The organism is Streptomyces flavochromogenes, from assembly GCF_000717595.1.
GTDB lineage: Bacteria > Actinomycetota > Actinomycetes > Streptomycetales > Streptomycetaceae > Streptomyces > Streptomyces flavochromogenes.
Map to the genome: position 1 here is coordinate 179,584 of NZ_JNZO01000006.1, position 20,045 is coordinate 199,628.

The following is a 20,045-nucleotide window of genomic DNA, read 5'->3' on the forward strand; positions in this document are numbered from 1 at the left end:
GGGAAACGTGTCCCGTCAGGTGTTCCTCTACGACCCACCGGAGCGTTTCGTGGCCGGTACGGTCGGGCTGCCTGGCCGCCGTACGTTCTTCCTCCAGGCGTCCGCCGCCGGCCGGGTCACCAGCGTCGCCCTGGAGAAGACACAGGTCGCCGCGCTCGCCGAGCGCATGGACGAACTCCTCGACGAGGTCGTCCGCCGCACCGGGGGCAACGCCCCGGTTCCCGCCGTCGCGCCCGCCGAGGTGGCCGACACCGCCCCCCTCGACGTACCCGTCGAGGAGGAGTTCCGGGTCGGGACCATGGCGCTCGCCTGGGACGGTGAGGAGCAGCGCATGATCGTCGAGGCGCAGGCGCTCGTCGAACTCGACGTGGAGTCGGAGGAGGACCTCGCCGAGGCCGAGGAGAGGCTGCTCCAGGACGAGGAGAACGGCCCGCCGATGCTCCGGGTGCGCCTCAGCGGCGCCCAGGCCCGTGCCTTCGCGAAGCGGGCGCTGGACGTCGTCAACGCCGGCCGTCCGCCCTGCCCGCTGTGCAGCCTGCCGCTCGACCCCGAGGGCCATGTCTGCCCGCGCCAGAACGGATACCGCCGCGGAGCATGAGCAGCACCCCCCCGACGCCGCCCGACGCCGAGCTGCTCGCCCACGGTGAGCTGACCGTGCGCGGCCGGGTCCGCGAGGCCTCCAACGCCGTGCTCTACTGCTCCGTCGCGTACGAGGGACGGGAGGCGGCCTGCGTCTACAAGCCGGTCGTGGGGGAGCAGCCGCTGTGGGACTTCCCCGACGGCACGCTCGCCCAGCGCGAGGTCGCGGCGTACGAGATCTCCGAGGCCACCGGCTGGGGCCTGGTCCCGCCGACCGTGCTTCGCGACGGTCCGTACGGGGAGGGCATGGTCCAGCTGTGGATCGAGGCCGATCCCGAGGCGCGGCTGCTCGCCCTGACCGAGGACGACGAGGCGGGCGAGGGCTGGAAGGCCGTCGGTCCCGCCCAGGTCGCCGAGGACCGCACCGCGCTCCTCGTCCACGCGGACACCCCCGACCTGCGGCGGCTCGCCGTCCTGGACGCCGTCATCAACAACGGCGACCGGAAGGGCGGGCACCTGCTGCCCGCTCCCGGCGGACACCTCTACGGCATCGACCACGGGGTCAGCTTCCACGTCGACGACAAGCTGCGCACCCTCCTGTGGGGCTGGGCGGGCGAGGAGCTGCCCGCGGAGGCCGCCGGGGTGCTCGACGGCCTCGGCCGCTCCCTGGCCCCGGGAGCGCCGTTGTCCGCCCGTCTGGCGGAACTGCTCACGGATGCCGAGGTGGTGGCCGTACGCGCCCGCGTGGAGGTGCTGCGGACCACGGGACGGCACCCGGAGCCCTCGGGGCAGTGGCCGGCGATCCCCTGGCCTCCCGTCTGACGGGACCGAAAGGTTCCGGCCATCCCTGCGGATGGGCCTCCCCGGGGTCGTGCACCCCTGGGGGGTATGCACGCAGGCCTCCGACCCGCAAGAGCGCCTAATAGGTCAAGATCCCGGATCCGGTTCGTATCCGGAACACCTGTCCGGTTACGCTCGGGTCATGCATGCCTGGCCCGCTTCTGAGGTCCCCGCCCTTCCCGGCAAGGGCCGCGACCTCCGGATCCACGACACCGCGACCGGTGGACGAGTGACCCTCGCCCCCGGCCCCGTCGCCCGTATCTACGTCTGCGGCATCACGCCGTACGACGCGACCCACATGGGTCACGCGGCGACCTACAACGCGTTCGACCTCGTTCAGCGCGTGTGGCTCGACACCAAGCGGCAGGTGCACTACGTCCAGAACGTCACGGACGTGGACGACCCGCTCCTGGAGCGCGCGATCCGCGACGGCATCGACTGGGTCGGCCTCGCCGAGCGGGAGACCGCCCTCTTCCGCGAGGACATGACCGCCCTGCGGATGCTGCCCCCGCAGCACTACATCGGCGCCGTCGAAGCCATACCCGGCATCGTCCCGCTCGTCGAGCGCCTCCGGGACTCCGGAGCCGCCTACGAGCTCGAAGGGGACGTCTACTTCTCCGTCGACGCCGACCCGCACTTCGGGCAGGTCTCGAACTACACCACCGAGCTGATGCGTCATCTCTCCGCCGAGCGCGGCGGGGACCCGGACCGTCCGGGCAAGAAGAACCCGCTCGACCCGATGCTCTGGATGGCGGCCCGTGAGGGCGAGCCGAGCTGGGACGGCGCGAGTCTCGGCCCCGGCCGCCCCGGCTGGCACATCGAGTGCGTCGCCATCGCCCTCGACCACCTCGGCATGGGCTTCGACGTGCAGGGCGGCGGCTCCGACCTGATCTTCCCGCACCACGAGATGGGCGCCTCCCACGCCCAGACCCTCACCGGCGAGTTCCCCATGGCGAAGGCGTACGTCCACGCCGGCATGGTCGCCCTCGACGGCGAGAAGATGTCCAAGTCCCGGGGCAATCTGGTCTTCGTCTCGAAGCTCCGCCGCGACGGCGTCGACCCGGCCGCCATCCGGCTCGCGCTGCTCTCCCACCGCTACCGCGACGACTGGGAGTGGACCGACCAGGTCCTCCAGGACGCCGTGGAGCGTCTCGGCCGGTGGCGCGCCGCCGTGTCGCGCCCCGACGGCCCGTCCGCCGACGCGCTCGTCGAGGAGCTCCGCGAGGCCCTGTCCGACGACCTCGACACGCCCACCGCGCTCGCCGCGGTCGACCGCTGGGCCGCACTCCAGACGGCCGAGGGCGGCACCGACGACTCCGCTCCCGGTCTCGTCTCCCGCGCCGTCGACGCACTGCTCGGTGTGGCCCTGTAGCGGGCAGGACCGCACAACTCCCTTTCAGGCAACCGCCCTCGGACTTCTCGCCGAAGTCCGAGGGCGGTTCCGTTTTGTCCTGGCGGGCATGCTCGTTCCTGCGCTAAATAAGCTTCATGCAATCATCATCACGCATGAAAGTTGCACTCGCCGGAGCCGTCCTCGGGCTCCTCACGGCCCTCGCGGGACCCGGCACCACCGCGTCGGCCCTCCCCACCGACAGCGCCGCCAAGGCCGACACCACGGCACAGGAGCCCGACACCACGGTCGGCGACCTCACCGGGTTCGCCGCAGCCGGGCCCGTCTACCGGCTGACCGCCGGCCAGGCCCAGGCACGGGTCAGCTTCGTCACCGCCGACACCTTCCGCATCGAACTCGCCCCCGACGGCACGTTCACCGACCCCACCGGCAGCGACATCACGCTGCCCCAGGGCCCGCCCCCGGCCACCCGCTGGCGCGACCTGGGCGACCGCTACGAACTGAGCAGCGCCGCGGTGACCCTGCGCGCCTACAAGTCACCCCTCCGCTTCGCCGCGCTGCGCGCCGACGGCACCCCGCTCTGGAGCGAGTCCCGCGGCCTCAGCTGGACCGCCGACCGCACCACCCAGACCCTCGCCCGCGGTGCCACCGAACAGTTCTACGGCGCCGGCATGCAGAACGGCCGCGGCAACACCTCCCACCGGGACAAGACCGTCGAGGTCGGCGTCGACTACAACTGGAACGACGGCGGCCACCCCAACTCCGTCCCGTTCTACCTCTCCTCCGCCGGATACGGCGTCTACCGCAACACCTACGCGCCGAACACCTACGCCTTCACCGAGCCCGTCACCACCAGCGCCGAGGAACGGCGCTTCGACGCCTACTACTTCGCCGGCACCGGCGGCGATGCCGCCAAGGACGTCATCGGCCAGTACACCCGGCTCACCGGAAAGCCCTTCATGCCGCCCGTGTACGGCCTGGAGATCGGCGACGCCGACTGCTACCTCCACAACGCCAACCGGGGCGAGCGCCGCACCCTCGACGCCCTGAAGGTCGCCGACGGCTACGTCGAGAACGACATGCCCAACGGCTGGATGCTCGTCAACGACGGCTACGGCTGCGGCTACGAGAACCTCGCCGAGGCCTCCGCCGGACTCGGCGAGCGCGGCATGAAGCTCGGCCTCTGGACCGAGGACGGCATCGACAAGCTCGAAGAGCAGGTCAAAGCCGGCCAGCGGGTCGCCAAGCTCGACGTCGCCTGGGTCGGCGAGGGCTACAAGTTCGCCCTCGACGGCTGCAAGGACGCCCACGCCGGCATCGAGGCCCACAGCGACGCCCGCGGCTTCACCTGGGCCCCCGAGAGCTGGTCCGGCGCCCAGCGCTGCGGCGTCCAGTGGTCCGGCGACCAGTCCGGCACCTGGGAGTACATCCGCTGGCAGATCCCCACCTACGCGGGCGCGTCCATGTCCGGACTCGCCTACACCACCGGTGACGTCGACGGCATCTTCGGCGGCAGCGCCAAGACCTACACCCGCGACCTGCAGTGGAAGACCTTCCTGCCGGTCACGATGACCATGGACGGCTGGGCCGCCAACGACAAGCAGCCCTTCCGCTACGGCGAGCCCTACACCGGCATCAACCGCGCCTCCCTCAAGCTGCACGAGGCCCTGCTCCCGTACATCTACAGCCACGCCCACCAGGCCACGAAGACCGGCGTCGGGCTCGCCCGGCCGCTCGCCCTGGAGTACCCGGACGACCCCAGGGCCGCCACCGAAGCAGCCAAGTACGAGTTCCTCAGCGGCGAGGACTTCCTGGTCGCCCCCGTCTACCAGGACGCCGTGGAGCGCGACGGCATCTACCTGCCCAAGGGCACCTGGATCGACTACTGGAGCGGTCGCACCTACGAAGGCCCCGTCACCGTCGACGACTACAGCGCCCCGCTCGACACCCTGCCCCTCTTCGTACGGGCCGGGGCGACCGTCCCGATGTGGCCCGGCGACATCCGCTCGTACACGGACCGTGCCCCCGGCGACCCGATCGCCTGGGACGTCTACCCGAAGGGCGACTCCTCCTTCGAGCTGTACGAGGACGACGGCGTCACCCGCGAACACCGCACCGGCCGGTACGCCACCCAGCGTGCCGAGGTCCGCGCCCCGCAGCGCGGCGCCGGCGACGTCACCGTCCGCATCGGCGCGAGCAAGGGCACGTACACCGGCAAGGCGAACGCCCGGCCGTACGCCTTCACGGTCCACACCGGCGACGCCCCCGGCGCCGTCCGGCTCGACGGGCGCACGCTGCCCGCCCTCACCTCCCGCGCCGCCTTCGACGCGGCCTCCCAGGGCTGGTGGTACGACCGCGACGAGCGCGGGGGAGTGGTCCGGGTCAAGACGGCCGCCCTCTCCACCGCCCGCGACTTCGAGCTGCGGCTGAGCGACACCAGCGCGGTCGGCGGCGCCGTACCGGGAGCCTCCGCCACCCTCGCAGTCCCCACCGCGCAGGAGCTCGGCGCCGGAGCGCCCGGCACCGTCGCGGTGGACGTCACCGCCGGCACCCGCGACGCCACCGACGTACGGGTGTCCCTGGCCGCTCCGGCCGGCTGGCAGGTCACCCCGGCCGCGCCGATCGGCCGCGTCCCGGCCGGAACCACCCGCCGGGTCGAGGTCACCGTCACCCCCGCGCCGGACGCGAAGCCCGGCGAGGCCACCCTCACCGCCACCGCCCGGCACCGCGCCGCGGGCACCGACCGCACCGCCACGCAGCGGTTCGCGGTCGGCGTGATGCCCCCGCCGCCCACCGGCGACGCCTGGGCGAGCGACCTCGTCTGGCTGCGCTCCACCAACGGCTGGGGACCGCCCGAACGCGACCGCTCCAACGGCGAGTCCGGCGCCACCGACGGCCGGACCCTCACCCTGGCCGGCACGACCTACGAGAAGGGCATCGGTGCCCACGCCGACTCCGACATCGAGGTCTACCTCGGCGGGCGCTGCACCACCTTCACCGCCGACGTCGGGATCGACGACGAGATCAACGGCTACGGCGAGGTGGCCTTCTCCGTCGAGGCCGACGGCAAGGTCCTGTGGACCTCACCCCGGGTCACCGGCGCCTCCGCGACCCTGCCCGTGAACGTCGACGTGACCGGGGCGCGGCACGTCCGGCTGAAGATCACGGACACCAACGGGTCCAAGAGCGGCGACCACGGCGACTGGGCGGCGGCCCGGTTCGGCTGCGGCTGACGCGAGAACGGGAGGGGCGCCCTCGGGCACCCCTCCCGTTCCGTCACGACTCCCCGGCGCAGGCGGCTACTTGTCGGACTCGGCGTCCGTGCCGCCGTCGGTGTCGGTGTCGGTGTCCGCGGCGGTGTCCGTGCTCGGATCGGGAGCCGTGTCCTCGCCCGTGTCCGGTGCACCGCCCGCCTGCGGCGCCTCGGGAGCGTCCGGCTCCTCCGCCGCCTCGACCCCCTCGCCCTCCTCCGTACCCGGGACCGCCTCCGGTCCCGGCTGCTCCGGCTTCGGAGGACGCGTACGGCCACTGCCGGTGTCCCGGAGGAACGGAGTGTCGCCGCCCTCCATCGCCACCCCGGGGCCGCCGGGACCCGTGCCCGGCTCGCGCCGCCGCAGATACCGCTCGAACTCACGGGCGATCGCCTCGCCCGAGGCCTCCGGCAGCTCCGCCGTGTCCCGGGCCTCCTCAAGAGTCTGCACGTACTCGGCGACCTCGCTGTCCTCGGCGGCCAGCTGGTCCACGCCCACCTGCCAGGCCCGCGCGTCCTCGGGCAGCTCGCCCAGCGGGATGCGCAGCCCGATCAGGTCCTCGAGCCGGTTGAGGAGCGCCAGGGTCGCCTTCGGGTTCGGCGGCTGCGACACGTAGTGCGGCACCGCGGCCCACAGGCTCACCGCCGGCACGCCCGCGTGGGTGCACGCCTCCTGGAGGATGCCCACGATGCCCGTCGGGCCCTCGTACCGGGTCTCCTCCAGGTCCATCGTGCGCGCCAGGTCAGGGTCCGAGGTCACGCCGCTGACCGGCACCGGCCGGGTGTGCGGGGTGTCCCCGAGCAGCGCGCCCAGGATCACGACCATCTCCACGCCCAGCTCGTGGGCGAAGGCGAGGATCTCGTTGCAGAAGGAGCGCCAGCGCATCGACGGCTCGATCCCGCGCACGAGCACCAGGTCACGGGGTTTGTCGCCGCCGACCCGGACCACGGAGAGCCGGGTCGTCGGCCAGGTGATCTTCCTGACGCCGTTGTCCAGGAAGACCGTCGGCCGGTTGACCTGGAAGTCGTAGTAGTCCTCGGCGTCGAGCGCCGCGAACACCTCGCCCTTCCATTCCCGGTCCAGATGGGCGACCGCGGTGGAGGCGGCGTCGCCGGCATCGTTCCAGCCTTCGAACGCGGCCACCATGACCGGGTCGATCAGCTCGGGTACCCCCTCGAGCTCGATCACCCAGCGCCTCCTTTTCGAAGTTCCTGTCGTACGGACCAACCTTACGGCTTTCTCCAGGTCCGTCCGCAGCCCCCGGACATCCCCGAAAACCCGTGCGGCCTTGATCGACTACCCAGGAACTCGCCTTCGCACACGGCGGTCTCAGTCCTCCCAGAGCGTGCTCGGCGCCTCCCTCCGGACCACCGGCGCGATCTCCTCGGCGAAGCGCTGGAGCGTCTCGATCTGCTCGGCCGTCGACTGACCGAAGGGGTCGACGGTGACGGACTGCAGGTCGTGCCCGTAATGGGCGTGATAGCCGAGGATCTTGTCGATGATCCGCTGCGGGGAGCCGATCAGCTGGGGGCCGTCCGCGACGGCGTCCTCGATCGTGCGGAACGGGGTGTTGTATCCGGCCTTGCCCTCCAGGTGCGGCCTGAAGCTCTGCCGTACCTTCGCCTCGTACAGGTCCTTGTAGCGGGCGATCGCCTCCTCGGTGGTGTCGGCGATGAGCAGGCCGCCGGAACCGGCCGCCACGCGCGCGTGCGCCGGGTCGTGCCCGTACTCCTCGAACTTCTCCCGGTAGTGGGCGATGAGCCTCGCGTACGCCTCGCGCGGCTGGATCGCGTTGGCGGTGAAGAGCGGATCGCCGTGCTTCGCGGCGAGCTCGGGGGAGTTGAGGCTGGTGGCCGAACCGTGCCAGATCCGGGGCGGTCCCGCGTACGGGCGCGGCACCGTGGTGACGTTCTTCAGCGCGGGCCGGAACTCGCCCTCCCAGTCGACGCCCTCCTCCGTCCAGAGCCGCCGGAGCAGCTCGTACTTCTCCTTCTGGAGGTCCCACTGCCGCCCCTCGTCCAGGCCGAAGAGGTCGAAGTGGCCGGCCTCGGCGCCCTTGCCGACGACGAGTTCGAGCCGGCCGCGGGAGAGCTGGTCGAGGGTGGCGTAGTCCTCGGCGACCCGGACCGGGTCGAGGATCGCGACGACGGTGACACCGGTGAGCAACCTGATCCGGGTGGTGCGGGCGGCGAGCGCGGCGAGCAGCACGGTCGGGGCGGAGGAGAGGAACGGGCCGGCGTGCCGCTCACCCACGGCGTACGCGTCGAATCCGAACCGCTCGGCGGTCTCGCCGAGCGCGACGACCTGCTCCAACCGGTCGGCGGCGGAAAGGAGTTCGCCGGTGAGCGGGTGCGGGGAGTGGTGGACGATCGAGAGCACCTGGAATTTCATGCGCTCCACTCTGCGCGCCGGGTGTTGCGGCGGTGTGGACGGCGTGTGGCACGCCTCAGGGGCGGTCCTCCGGAGAGGAACCGCCCCTGCGCGTACGGGAGTCGCTCCCGGTGCTACTTGTTCAGCATCTTCTCGACGTCCGCGCGGATCTCGTCCGTCGCGAGGCCGCGGATGGTCAGGGTCGTACGGCGGCGCAGTACGTCGTCCGCCGTCTCGGCCCACTCGTGGTCGCGGGCGTAGGCGACCTGCGCCCAGATCTCCGGCGCGTCCGGGTGTATGCGCCGTGCCAGCTCCGGGTTCTCGTTCGCCATGCGGGCGATGTCGAAGGAGAGCGAGCCGTAGTGCGTCGCCAGGTGCTTGGCGGTGTCGGCGGCCATCCGCGGGCCGGGCGCCGGACCGTCGACGAGCAGCCGGTGCGCGACGGCGTTCGGGTTGGCGATACCGGGCAGCGGCAGCCGCTTCGGCAGCGTCGACACCGACTCGTAGTCCTCGCCCAGCGGGTGGCCGGGGAGCTGCTCCAGCTTCTTCATCACCGTACGGCCGATGTGACGGAAGGTCGTCCACTTGCCGCCGGCCACCGACAGCATCCCGCCGCGGCCCTCGGTGACGACCGTCTCGCGCTTGGCCTTCGAGGTGTCGCCGGGACCGCCCGGGAGCACCCGCAGACCGGCGAAGGCGTAGGTGATCAGATCGCGCGACAGCTGCTGGTCGCGGATGGAGAAGGCGGCCTCGTCCAGGATCTGGGCGGTGTCCTTCTCGGTGACCTCGACCTGGCCCGGGTCGCCCTCGTACTCCTCGTCGGTGGTGCCGAGCAGCAGCATGTCCTCCCAGGGGAGGGCGAAGGTGATGCGGTACTTGTCGATCGGGGTGGCCAGGGCGGCCTTCCACGGCGCGGTCCGCTTGAGGACCAGGTGCGCGCCCTTGGACAGGCGGATGGAGGGGGCCGCGTTCGGGTCCTCCATCCGGCGCAGGTGGTCGACCCACGGGCCGGTGGCGTTGAGCACGAGGCGGGCGGTGACACCGAACTCGTCGCCGCTGGTCCGGTCCTTGAGCTCGGCGCCGGTGACCCGGCCCTTGGTGAAGCGCAGCCCGGTGACCTCGGCGTGGTTGAGGACGGTGGCGCCGGCGTCGACGGCGGCGCGGACCGTCATCAGCGCCATGCGGGCGTCGTTCATCTGGTCGTCGCCGTAGACGGCCACGGCCTTGAGGTTGTCGGTGCGCAGCTCCGGCACGTCCTGCGCGGCCTTGGCGGGGGAGAGCAGGTGCCCGACGCCGTCACCGAACGCCGAGAGGGCGCTGTAGGCGAAGACACCGGCACCGAGCTTGGCCGCGCCGTGCGGGCCGCCCTTGTAGACGGGCAGGTAGAAGGTGAGGGGGTTGGCGAGGTGCGGTGCCACCTGACGGGAGACCGCACGCCGCTCGAAGTGGTTCTCCGCGACCAGCTTCACCGCGCCGGTCTGCAGGTAGCGCAGACCGCCGTGGAGCAGCTTCGAGGAGGCGGAGGAGGTGGCGCCGGCGAAGTCGCCGGCGTCCACCAGGGCCACCCGCAGGCCCGACTGCGCGGCGTGCCAGGCGGTGGAGATGCCCAGGATGCCGCCGCCGATCACCAGGAGGTCGTACGTCGCCTTGGAAAGCTGGTCCCGGGTCTCGGCGCGGCTCGGGAGGGAGCCGGACGCCGGGTGCGTCCCGAGGGCAGGGACGCTCTGCAGGGTGGTCATGTCGAATTACTCCTCGTCCTCGATCCAGCCCATGGTCCGCTCGACGGCCTTGAGCCAGCTCTTGTACTCGCTGTCACGCCTGTCGGCGTCCATGCGAGGGGTCCATTCCGCCGCCCGGCGCCAGTTGGCGCGCAGCGCGTCGGTGTCCGGCCAGAAGCCGACGGCAAGGCCGGCGGCGTAGGCGGCGCCGAGGCAGGTGGTCTCGGCGACCATCGGGCGCACGACGGGCGCGTCCAGGAAGTCCGAGAGGGTCTGCATCAGCAGGTTGTTGGAGGTCATGCCGCCGTCGACCTTGAGCGCGGTGAGCTCGACGCCGGAGTCCTTCGTCATGGCGTCGGTGATCTCGCGGGTCTGCCAGGCGGTGGCCTCCAGGACGGCGCGGGCGATGTGCGCCTTGGTGACGTACCGGGTGAGGCCGGCGATCACACCGCGGGCGTCGGAGCGCCAGTACGGGGCGAACAGGCCGGAGAAGGCCGGCACGAAGTAGGCGCCGCCGTTGTCCTCGACCGAGGACGCGAGGGTCTCGATCTCGGCGGCGGACTTGATGAGGCCCATCTGGTCGCGCATCCACTGCACCAGCGAACCGGTGACGGCGATCGAGCCCTCCAGGGCGTAGACCGGCTTCTGGTCGCCGATCTGGTAGCCGACCGTGGTCAGCAGGCCGCTGTAGGAGTTGATGATCTTGTCACCGGTGTTCATCAGCATGAAGGTGCCGGTGCCGTACGTGGACTTGGCCTCGCCCTCGGCGAAGCAGGTCTGGCCGAACAGGGCGGCCTGCTGGTCACCGAGCGCCGAGGCGACCGGGACGCCGGCGAGGGCGCCGTCCTTGACGTGGCCGTAGACCTCGGCGGAGGACCGGATCTCGGGGAGGACGTTGAGGGGGACCCCCATCGACTCCGCGATCTTCTCGTCCCAGGCGAGGGTGTGCAGGTTCATCAGCATGGTGCGCGAGGCGTTGGTGACGTCGGTGACGTGGACGCCGCCGTCGGTGCCACCCGTGAGGTTCCAGATGACCCACGAGTCCATGGTGCCGAAGAGGATGTCGCCGGCCTCGGCGCGCTCGCGCAGCCCCTCGACGTTGTCGAGCATCCAGCGGATCTTCGGGCCGGCGAAGTAGCTCGCCAGCGGCAGGCCGGTCTCGCGGCGGAAGCGGTCCTGGCCGACGTTGCGGCCGAGCTCCTTGCAGAGGGCGTCGGTGCGGGTGTCCTGCCAGACGAGGGCGTTGTGGACGGGCTCGCCGGTGGTCCTGTCCCAGAGCAGCGTGGTCTCGCGCTGGTTCGTGATGCCGATGGCCTTGACGTCGGCGGCGGCGATGCCGCCCTTCGTCAGGGCGCCGGCGACGACCTCCTGGACGTTGGTCCAGATCTCGGCGGCGTTGTGCTCGACCCAGCCCGGCTTCGGGAAGATCTGCTCGTGCTCCTTCTGGTCGACCGAGACGATCCGGCCGTCCTTGTCGAAGACGATGCAGCGGGAGGAGGTGGTGCCCTGGTCGATGGCCGCGATGAACGGGCCGGAGGTGTGTGCGTCGGTCACGGTTGGCTCCAAGGGAAGTCTGGGAGAAGGACGGCTCAGGCGAACGCGATGTTGTAGATACCCGCGGCGATGGCGCCACCGATCAGCGGACCGGCCACCGGGATCCAGGAGTAGCTCCAGTCGGAGGTGCCCTTGTGCGGCAGCGGGAGCAGGGCGTGCACGATGCGCGGGCCGAGGTCACGGGCCGGGTTGATCGCGTAGCCGGTCGGGCCGCCGAGCGAGAGGCCGATGGAGACCACGACGAACGCGGTGATCAGGGCGCCTATGACGCCGAGGCCCTTGCCGCTGTCGTTGAGGCCCTGGGTGAGCACGGCCAGGACGAGCACGACGGTGCCGATGATCTCGGTGGCCAGGTTCTGCCAGGTGTTCCGGATCTCGGGGCCGGTGGAGAAGATGCCGAGCACCGGTCCGGGGCCCTCGATCGGCTTCTTGCCCGAGGCCTCGGGGTCGGCGAGGTGCGCCTGGAACTGGCCGTAGTAGGCGACCCAGACCAGGACCGCGCCGATCATGGCGCCGAGCATCTGGCCGGCGATGTAGACGGGGACGTTGCCCCACTCGCCGTCCTTGATCGCGATGCCGACCGTGACGGCGGGGTTCAGATGGGCACCCGAGAGGGAAGCCGTCATGTAGACGGCCGTCATGACGGCGAAGCCCCACCCGAAGGTGATCGCGAGCCAGCCCGCGTTGCGGGCCTTGGAGCCCTTGAGCGTGACGGCGGCGCACACGCCGCCGCCGAGCAGAATCAGAACGGCGGTACCGATGGTCTCGCCGAGGAAGATGTCGGAGCTGGACACCCGCGACTCCTTTGTCCTTCGTCCAGGGGAACGGCGGACTCCGGATCTCTCCGGGGGTCCGCACCCTCGTGTGAGGGCTGTTTCCGGCCCTTGGCAGTGCCACACTCTAGCGTGTATTGCCGTTAGGTGTTCGGCATTGCCGACCGATGAACGGAAGTTTTGCCCCCGGGTTAACAGCACGTCAAGGCCCCGGGAAGCGAAAAACCCGCCGATAACGCGATCGTTACCGGCGGGTTCACTCGGGTCGGGGTGCGTGGTGGCGCAGGGTCAGAAGCGCCCGGCTCCCAGATCCCGGGAGACCGCGCGGGCGCAGTCCCGCACCGCCGCGACGAGTTCGGGACGCAGCTCCCCGCCCGGGCACAGCCGCTCCACGGCGCCCGTCACGGCCACCGCGCCCACCGGCATCCGCCGCCGGTCGTGGATCGGCGCCGCCACCGAGGCGACCCCCTCCCAGGTCTCCTCCACGTCCGCCGCCCAGCCCTTGGCCCGCGTCATGTCGAGCAGCGACTCGAACTCCCCGAGCGCCGTGGTCGTCCGCGGCGTGAACGGCTCCCGCTCGATCTCCAGGACCTCGCTGTGCGCCACCGGGTCGTACGCCGAAAGGACCTTGCCGAGCGCCGTGGAGTGCAGCGGCTGCATGGCCCCCACCTCCAGGACCTGCCGGCTGTCGTCCGGCCGGAAGACGTGGTGCACGATCAGGACGCCCTGCTGGTGCAGCACCCCCAGATGCACGCTCTCGCCGCTGGACCGCGCCAGGTCGTCCGTCCAGACCAGCGCCCGCGCGCGCAGCTCGTGGACGTCGAGGTAGCTGTTGCCGAGCCGCAGCAGCTCCGCACCGAGCTGATAGCGGCCCGAGGCCGCCTCCTGCTCCACGAAGCCCTCCGCCTGGAGCGTGCGCAGGATGCCGTGGGCGGTGCCCTTGGCGAGTCCCAGCGAGGACGCGATGTCGGACAGGCCCAGCCGGCGCTCGCCGCCCGCGAGCAGTCGCAGCATCGCCGCCGCCCGTTCAAGCGACTGGATGTTCTTCGCCATCGCCCGACCCCTTCTCCCTCTCACGCTGTTCGACAATGCTGAACACTATCGGTCGATGCCGACCTTGCGTGACACATGACAGTGTCGGTCAAGAACGGTCAGAACCGGGAGTCCCCGCACACAGGATGCCGTCCGCCCCGCGAGACGCCGTGTCCACCCCGACCGGAGCGCGGTTACGCTGGCCCCGTGCACCCTCCTCCGAAGGTGCAAAGCCGACAGCCGTCGCATCCCAGGGAGCTCATCCATGGCCTCGTTGCCGACCCCTTCCGCAGACAGCCGGAACCGCGCCGCAGCCCTCCGCGAGGCACTCGCCAGCCGAGTCGTCGTCGCCGACGGCGCCATGGGCACCATGCTCCAGGCACAGGACCCCACCCTCGAGGACTTCCAGAACCTCGAAGGCTGCAACGAGATCCTGAACATCACCAGGCCCGACATCGTCCGTTCGGTCCACCAGGAGTACTTCGCCGCCGGCGTCGACTGCGTCGAGACCAACACCTTCGGCGCCAACCACGCCGCCCTGGGCGAGTACGACATCCCCGAGCGCGTCCACGAACTCTCCGAGGCCGGCGCCCGCATCGCCCGCGAGGTCGCCGACGAGTTCACCGCCTCCACCGGACGCCAGCGCTGGGTCCTCGGCTCCGTCGGCCCCGGCACCAAGCTGCCGACCCTCGGCCACGCCCCCTACACCCTGCTGCGCGACGCCTACCAGCAGAACGCCGAGGGCCTCCTCGCCGGCGGCGCCGACGCCCTGCTCGTCGAGACCACCCAGGACCTGCTCCAGACCAAGGCCTCCGTCATCGGCGCCCGCCGCGCCCTCGACGCCCTCGGCGCCGACGTGCCGCTCATCGTCTCCGTCACCGTCGAGACCACCGGCACCATGCTCCTCGGCTCCGAGATCGGCGCCGCCCTGACGGCCCTGGAGCCGCTCGGCATCGACATGATCGGCCTGAACTGCGCCACCGGCCCCGCCGAGATGAGCGAGCACCTCCGCTACCTCGCCCGCCACTCGCGCATCCCGCTCTCCTGCATGCCCAACGCCGGCCTGCCCGTCCTCACCTCCGACGGCGCCCACTACCCGCTCAGCCCCGCCGAGCTCGCCGACGCCCAGGAGACCTTCGTCCGCGAGTACGGCCTCTCCCTGATCGGCGGCTGCTGCGGTACGACCCCCGAGCACCTGCGTCAGGTCGTCGAGCGCGTCCGGGACCTCACCCCCGCCGTCCGCGAGCCGCACCCCGAGCCCGGCGCCGCCTCGCTCTACCAGACCGTGCCGTTCCGCCAGGACACCGCGTACATGGCGATCGGCGAGCGCACCAACGCCAACGGCTCGAAGAAGTTCCGCGAGGCCATGCTGGAGGCCCGCTGGGACGACTGCGTCGAGATGGCCCGCGACCAGATCCGCGAGGGCGCGCACATGCTCGACCTCTGCGTCGACTACGTCGGCCGCGACGGCGTCGCCGACATGCAGGAGCTCGCCGGCCGCTTCGCCACCGCCTCCACCCTGCCGATCGTCCTCGACTCCACCGAGGTGGACGTGCTGCAGGCCGGTCTGGAGAAGCTCGGCGGCCGGGCCGTCATCAACTCCGTCAACTACGAGGACGGCGACGGACCCGAGTCGCGGTTCGCCAAGGTCACCCGGCTGGCCCAGGAGCACGGCGCCGCGCTCATCGCCCTCACCATCGACGAGGAGGGCCAGGCCCGTACCCCCGAGCACAAGGTCGCCATCGCCGAGCGGCTCATCGAGGACCTCACCGGCAACTGGGGCATCCACGAGTCCGACATCCTCATCGACACCCTGACCTTCACCATCTGCACCGGCCAGGAGGAGTCGCGCAAGGACGGCATCGCCACCATCGAGGCGATCAGGGAGCTCAAGCGGCTCCACCCGGACGTCCAGACCACCCTGGGCCTCTCCAACATCTCCTTCGGCCTGAACCCGGCCGCTCGCATCCTCCTCAACTCCGTCTTCCTCGACGAGTGCGTCAAGGCCGGCCTCGACTCGGCGATCGTCCACGCCTCGAAGATCCTGCCGATCGCCCGGTTCGACGACGAGCAGGTCACCACCGCGCTCGACCTGATCTACGACCGGCGACGTCCCCAGCAGGGGGACGAACCGGCCTACGACCCGCTGCAGAAGCTGATGGCCCTCTTCGAGGGCGTCAACACCAAGTCGATGAAGGCCGGCAAGACCGAGGAGCTCCTCGCCCTGCCCCTGGACGAGCGCCTCAAGCGCCGGATCGTCGACGGCGAGAAGAACGGCCTGGAGGCCGACCTCGACGAGGCCCTGACGATCCGCCCCGCTCTGGAGATCGTCAACGAGATCCTGCTCGACGGCATGAAGACGGTCGGCGAGCTGTTCGGCTCCGGCCAGATGCAGCTGCCGTTCGTGCTCCAGTCCGCCGAGGTCATGAAGACCGCGGTCGCGTACCTCGAACCCCACATGGAGAAGAGCGACGCCGACGGCAAGGGCACGATCGTCCTCGCCACCGTCCGCGGCGACGTCCACGACATCGGCAAGAACCTCGTCGACATCATCCTCTCCAACAACGGCTACAACGTCCGTGATCATGAAGGAGAACCTGGAGGAGCTGAACCAGCGCGAGCTGGCCGCCAAGTACCCCGTGATCCTCGGCGGCGCCGCCCTCACCAGGGCGTACGTCGAGCAGGACCTCCACGAGATCTACCAGGGCGAGGTCCGCTACGCCCGCGACGCCTTCGAGGGCGGGGGGCTCGGTCCCCCAGGCGGAGGAGGCGGACGAGCCGGGCGGCCGTTCCGACGTCGCCGTCGACAACCCCGTCCCCACGCCGCCGTTCTGGGGCACCCGCGTCGTCAAGGGCATCCCGCTCAAGGACTACGCCTCCTGGCTCGACGAGGGAGCCCTCTTCAAGGGCCAGTGGGGTCTCAAGCAGGCCCGCGTCGGCGGCGCCACGTACGAGGAGCTCGTCGAGCGCGAGGGCCGGCCGCGGCTGCGCGGCCTGCTCGACAGGCTGCACACCGAGAACCTGCTCGAAGCGGCCGTCGTCTACGGCTACTTCCCCTGTGTCTCCAAGGGCGAGGACCTGATCATCCTCGACGACGCCGGCAACGAGCGGACCCGCTTCACCTTCCCGCGCCAGCGCCGCGGCCGCCGCCTCTGCCTCGCGGACTTCTTCCGTCCGGAGGAGTCCGGCGAGACCGACGTCGTCGGCCTCCAGGTCGTCACCGTCGGCTCGAAGATCGGCGAGGCCACCGCCAGGCTGTTCGAGTCCGACTCCTACCGCGAGTACCTGGAGCTGCACGGACTCTCCGTCCAGCTCGCCGAGGCCATGGCCGAGTACTGGCACGCCCGCGTCCGCGGCGAGCTCGGCTTCGGCGGCGAGGACCCGGACGCGGTCGAGGACATGTTCGACCTCAAGTACCGCGGCGCGCGCTTCTCCCTCGGCTACGGCGCCTGCCCCGACCTGGAGGACCGCGCGAAGATCGCGGAGCTGCTCCGTCCGGAGCGGATCGGCGTCCACCTCTCCGAGGAGTTCCAGCTCCACCCCGAGCAGTCCACCGACGCCATCGTGATCCATCACCCCGAGGCGAAGTACTTCAACGCTCGGTGACCGGGCGGGGCACCCCCGGACGCCGCCCGGGGGACCCCCGGGGCAAATCCGCGCCCTTTCGGTGATCCGGACGTACACTTGTCGGTCCAGTGCAGGCCGGTCTTCCTCCCCGTACCGGGGAGGGGGGCCGGCCTTCTCGTCCCTCCATGGAGGTGTGCCGGATGACCAGTACGGTCCCCGCGTCCCTGATCCGTACCAACGGAAGCTCCGCCCTGCAGGCGGTCTTCCTCGACATGGACGGGACCCTCGTCGACACGGAGGGCTTCTGGTGGGACGCGGAGGTCGAGGTCTTCGCCGACCTCGGACACCGGCTGGACGAGGCCTGGCGGGACATCGTCGTCGGCGGCCCGATGACGCGCAGCGCGGGCTACCTCATCGAGTCCACCGGCGCCGACATCACCGTCGCCGAGCTGACCGTCCTGCTCAACGAGAAGTTCGAGCAGCGCATCGAGCGCGGCGTGCCCCTGATGCCCGGCGCCGAGCGGCTCCTCGCCGAGCTGGCCCGGCACTCCATCCCGACCGCGCTGGTCTCCGCCTCGCACCGGCGGATCATCGACAAGGTCCTCCACTCGCTCGGCCGTGACCGCTTCTCGCTCACCGTCGCGGGTGACGAGGTCGTGCGGACCAAGCCGCACCCGGAGCCGTACCTGACGGCCGCCCAGGGGGTCGGGGCCGACCCCGTGCTCTGTGCCGTCATCGAGGACACCGCGACCGGTGTGGCGGCCGCCGAGGCGGCCGGCTGCCGGGTCGTCGCGGTGCCCTCGGTCGCTCCGATCCCGCCTTCTCCGGGCCGGGTCGTCGTGCGCTCCCTGGAAGAGGTCGACGTGCCCTTCCTCCGCACATTGATCACCGGAATCTGAGCTTTATCTGAGCTTCCCCCGGGCGGAATGCGATTTCGCCCGGGAGGCACCCGGCGGAGCGCCCCCGGGGGACACGCGCGGTGCACCGGGGGAACGCCCCGGGAAAACGATCAGGCCATTCGCCGAAAAGGCCTCCGCGTGACGTTGGTCACGCAGAGTGCCGGACGGTGGGTGGCCTTCGTGCGTCCCCTGTCCGATTACCGCACATTTCGGCGCCCCCTGTGTCCCGATTCGATCGCCACCGTCCGCATCATCCGGCGCATGACTATCGAGGTTCCCGTATTCATGATCACTGTGCGATTACCCCCACGGCCGCCCGTGGTCAGGCAATAGCGGTGCCGCCCACTAATCTTTCGCGAGTACTTCGCCGCATAACCCGCGTGCACCGGCGCACACCCAAGTCGCCGTGAACACAGGACCGATCGCAACACCCGGCCCGATCGCTCCCGCCCTGACCGGGCGGCCGCGGCGGAGTTCCACTGACCGCTGTATCCCAGTGCCGGATGAGGAGATCGTCCCTGATGAACCGCAAGACCCTGGTGCTGCCGGCCGTGGCCGGACTGCTCGCCCCCCTGCTCGCCGCCTGCGGCGGTGCGGAGGAAGGCGGAGCGATCGTCGTCGGCACCACGGACCAGTTCATCGCCACCGCGGACGCCCCCGCGCCGCTCGACCCGGCCTTCGCCTACGACACCGGCGCGTGGAACATCCTGCGGCAGACCGTGCAGACCCTGATGCACGTGCCCCGCGACAGCGGCGAGCCCGTCCCCGAGGCCGCCCAGAACTGCGGGTTCTCCGACAAGGCCAGCGAGAGCTACCGCTGCAAGCTGCGCTCCGGCCTCACCTTCGCCGACGGCAGCCCGATCACCGCCGAGGACGTCAAGTTCTCCATCGAGCGCGTGCTGAAGATCAAGTCGGACAACGGCACCGCCGCCCTCCTCTCGAACATCGACACCATCGAGACCAAGGGCGCCGACGAGGTCGTCTTCCACCTGAAGACCCCCGACGCCACCTTCCCGTACAAGCTCTCCACCCCGGTCGCCGGCATCCTCAGCAAGGACAAGTACGAAGCCGGAAAGCTCCGCGACGGCTTCGACGTCGACGGCTCGGGCCCGTACACCATGAAGGTCGAGCGCGAGGGCGACAAGGCCACCCGCTTCGTCTTCACCAAGAACCCGGCCTACAAGGGCGACATCACCCTGCGCAACGAGAAGGTCGAGCTCCGCCCCTACACCGACGCGAACACCATGGGCCGGGCCCTGGAGAGCGACGACATCGACATGATGGCCCGCTCCCTGTCCCGCCAGCAGATCAAGGACCTCACCGAGACGCCCAAGGACGGCATCGAGGTCATCGAGGTCCCCGGCCTCGAGATCCGCTACCTCGGCTTCAACACCAAGGCCCCCGCCGTCCAGGAGAAGGCCGTCCGCCAGGCCATGGCCGCCGTCGTCGACCGCGGCGCCCTCGTCAACCGGGTCTACGGCACCACCGCCGAGCCGCTGTACTCGCTGATCCCCTCCAGCATCACCGGCCACACCACCCCCTTCTTCGACGCGTACGGCGAGCCCGACCAGGCCCGTGCCGCCAAGCTCCTCAAGGACGCCGGCGTCAAGACCCCGGTCAAGCTGACGCTGAACTACACCACCGACCACTACGGCGCCGAGACCGCCGAGGAGTTCGAGGCGCTCAAGAAGCAGCTCGTCGCCAGCGAGCTCTTCGACGTCACCGTCCAGGGCGCCGAGTGGTCGACGTTCCGCACCGCCCAGAAGCGCGGCGACTACGCCGTCTACGGACTCGGCTGGTTCCCGGACTACCCGGACCCGGACAACTACATCGCGCCGTTCCTCGACAGCGACAACTTCCTCAACACCCCGTACGTGAACAAGGTCGTCCGCGACCAGCTCATCCCGCGCTCGCGCCGCCAGGCCGACCGCACCGCCGCGAGCCCCGTCTTCAACCAGATCCAGAAGATCGTCGCCGAGGACGTACCGGTCCTGCCGCTCTGGCAGGGCAAGCAGTACGTCGCCGCGCGCGACGACCTCAACGGAGTCGAGTACGCCCTCAACACGTCCTCCGACCTCCTGCTCTGGGAACTGGGCCGCGGTACCGCATAA

At 70.8% G+C, this 20,045-nt stretch carries 12 protein-coding genes and 1 pseudogene; 7 read left to right on the forward strand and 6 right to left on the reverse strand.

From position 1 onward, the window contains the following. The first annotated feature begins 7 nt into the window (after window positions 1–7). The 4 genes from IF00_RS0108560 to IF00_RS0108575 all read left to right on the forward strand — a co-directional run bounded on the left by IF00_RS0108560 (window position 8) and on the right by IF00_RS0108575 (window position 6,003). Window positions 8–598, forward strand: a complete 591-nt coding sequence (locus IF00_RS0108560; RefSeq protein WP_030315944.1) for a DUF3090 domain-containing protein — start codon at window positions 8–10, stop codon at window positions 596–598. After that, the gene (locus tag IF00_RS0108565; RefSeq protein WP_425338288.1) at window positions 562–1,401 is read left to right on the forward strand and encodes an SCO1664 family protein; all 840 of its coding nucleotides are present in this window, start codon (window positions 562–564) and stop codon (window positions 1,399–1,401) included. The genes IF00_RS0108560 and IF00_RS0108565 overlap by 37 nt, the downstream gene beginning before the upstream one ends. Window positions 1,402–1,561: 160 nt before the next feature. Continuing rightward, window positions 1,562–2,791 (forward strand): cysteine--1-D-myo-inosityl 2-amino-2-deoxy-alpha-D-glucopyranoside ligase, encoded by a 1,230-nt coding sequence (gene mshC, locus IF00_RS0108570; RefSeq protein WP_030315950.1) that lies wholly within the window; start codon window positions 1,562–1,564, stop codon window positions 2,789–2,791. 116 nt (window positions 2,792–2,907) lie between these two features. Beyond that, window positions 2,908–6,003, forward strand: a complete 3,096-nt coding sequence (locus IF00_RS0108575) for an NPCBM/NEW2 domain-containing protein (protein ID WP_030315952.1) — start codon at window positions 2,908–2,910, stop codon at window positions 6,001–6,003. A 66-nt stretch (window positions 6,004–6,069) separates the two neighbouring features. Here IF00_RS0108575 and IF00_RS0108580 read toward each other — a convergent pair whose 3' ends face one another. From IF00_RS0108580 to IF00_RS0108605, 6 genes are all read right to left on the reverse strand, one after another. Further along, a complete protein-coding gene (locus IF00_RS0108580) occupies window positions 6,070–7,209 on the reverse strand; it encodes a PAC2 family protein (protein WP_078944589.1) in 1,140 nt (379 codons plus the stop codon). 141 nt (window positions 7,210–7,350) lie between these two features. Further along, window positions 7,351–8,412, reverse strand: coding sequence for an LLM class flavin-dependent oxidoreductase (locus tag IF00_RS0108585; protein ID WP_030315959.1), 1,062 nt, complete (start codon window positions 8,410–8,412; stop codon window positions 7,351–7,353). A 113-nt stretch (window positions 8,413–8,525) separates the two neighbouring features. Further along, the gene (locus IF00_RS0108590; RefSeq protein ID WP_030315963.1) at window positions 8,526–10,130 is read right to left on the reverse strand and encodes a glycerol-3-phosphate dehydrogenase/oxidase; all 1,605 of its coding nucleotides are present in this window, start codon (window positions 10,128–10,130) and stop codon (window positions 8,526–8,528) included. A 6-nt stretch (window positions 10,131–10,136) separates the two neighbouring features. Next, on the reverse strand, window positions 10,137–11,663 hold the full coding sequence (gene glpK, locus IF00_RS0108595; protein ID WP_030315965.1) for a glycerol kinase GlpK: 1,527 nt from the start codon (window positions 11,661–11,663) through the stop codon (window positions 10,137–10,139). Between the two features lie 35 nt (window positions 11,664–11,698). After that, window positions 11,699–12,457 (reverse strand): MIP/aquaporin family protein, encoded by a 759-nt coding sequence (locus IF00_RS0108600; RefSeq protein ID WP_030315967.1) that lies wholly within the window; start codon window positions 12,455–12,457, stop codon window positions 11,699–11,701. A 267-nt stretch (window positions 12,458–12,724) separates the two neighbouring features. Further along, window positions 12,725–13,489 carry an IclR family transcriptional regulator gene (locus tag IF00_RS0108605; protein ID WP_030315969.1) on the reverse strand — a complete coding sequence of 255 codons (765 nt, stop codon included), beginning with the start codon at window positions 13,487–13,489 and terminating at the stop codon, window positions 12,725–12,727. Between the two features lie 244 nt (window positions 13,490–13,733). Here IF00_RS0108605 and IF00_RS41040 point away from each other — a divergent pair. The 3 genes and pseudogenes from IF00_RS41040 (at window position 13,734) to IF00_RS0108620 (ending at window position 20,045) form a co-directional block, all read left to right on the forward strand. Next, window positions 13,734–17,074 (forward strand): annotated as a pseudogene (locus IF00_RS41040) (homocysteine S-methyltransferase family protein). A 161-nt stretch (window positions 17,075–17,235) separates the two neighbouring features. After that, window positions 17,236–17,934 (forward strand): HAD family hydrolase, encoded by a 699-nt coding sequence (locus IF00_RS0108615; RefSeq protein WP_030315970.1) that lies wholly within the window; start codon window positions 17,236–17,238, stop codon window positions 17,932–17,934. 521 nt (window positions 17,935–18,455) lie between these two features. Continuing rightward, complete coding sequence (locus IF00_RS0108620; protein ID WP_030315972.1) at window positions 18,456–20,045, forward strand: ABC transporter substrate-binding protein; 1,590 nt, start codon at window positions 18,456–18,458, stop codon at window positions 20,043–20,045.

Excerpts from the sequence above, each read along its gene's own strand:
- mshC (WP_030315950.1), top strand. The coding sequence starts at position 1,562 with ATGCATGCCTGGCCCGCTTCTGAGGTCCCCGCCCTTCCCGGCAAGGGC.
- IF00_RS0108575 (WP_030315952.1), top strand. The coding sequence starts at position 2,908 with ATGCAATCATCATCACGCATGAAAGTTGCACTCGCCGGAGCCGTCCTC.
- IF00_RS0108585 (WP_030315959.1), bottom strand. The coding sequence starts at position 8,412 with ATGAAATTCCAGGTGCTCTCGATCGTCCACCACTCCCCGCACCCGCTC.
- IF00_RS0108590 (WP_030315963.1), bottom strand. The coding sequence starts at position 10,130 with ATGACCACCCTGCAGAGCGTCCCTGCCCTCGGGACGCACCCGGCGTCC.
- IF00_RS0108605 (WP_030315969.1), bottom strand. The coding sequence starts at position 13,489 with ATGGCGAAGAACATCCAGTCGCTTGAACGGGCGGCGGCGATGCTGCGA.
- IF00_RS0108615 (WP_030315970.1), top strand. The coding sequence starts at position 17,236 with ATGACCAGTACGGTCCCCGCGTCCCTGATCCGTACCAACGGAAGCTCC.
- IF00_RS0108620 (WP_030315972.1), top strand. The coding sequence starts at position 18,456 with ATGAACCGCAAGACCCTGGTGCTGCCGGCCGTGGCCGGACTGCTCGCC.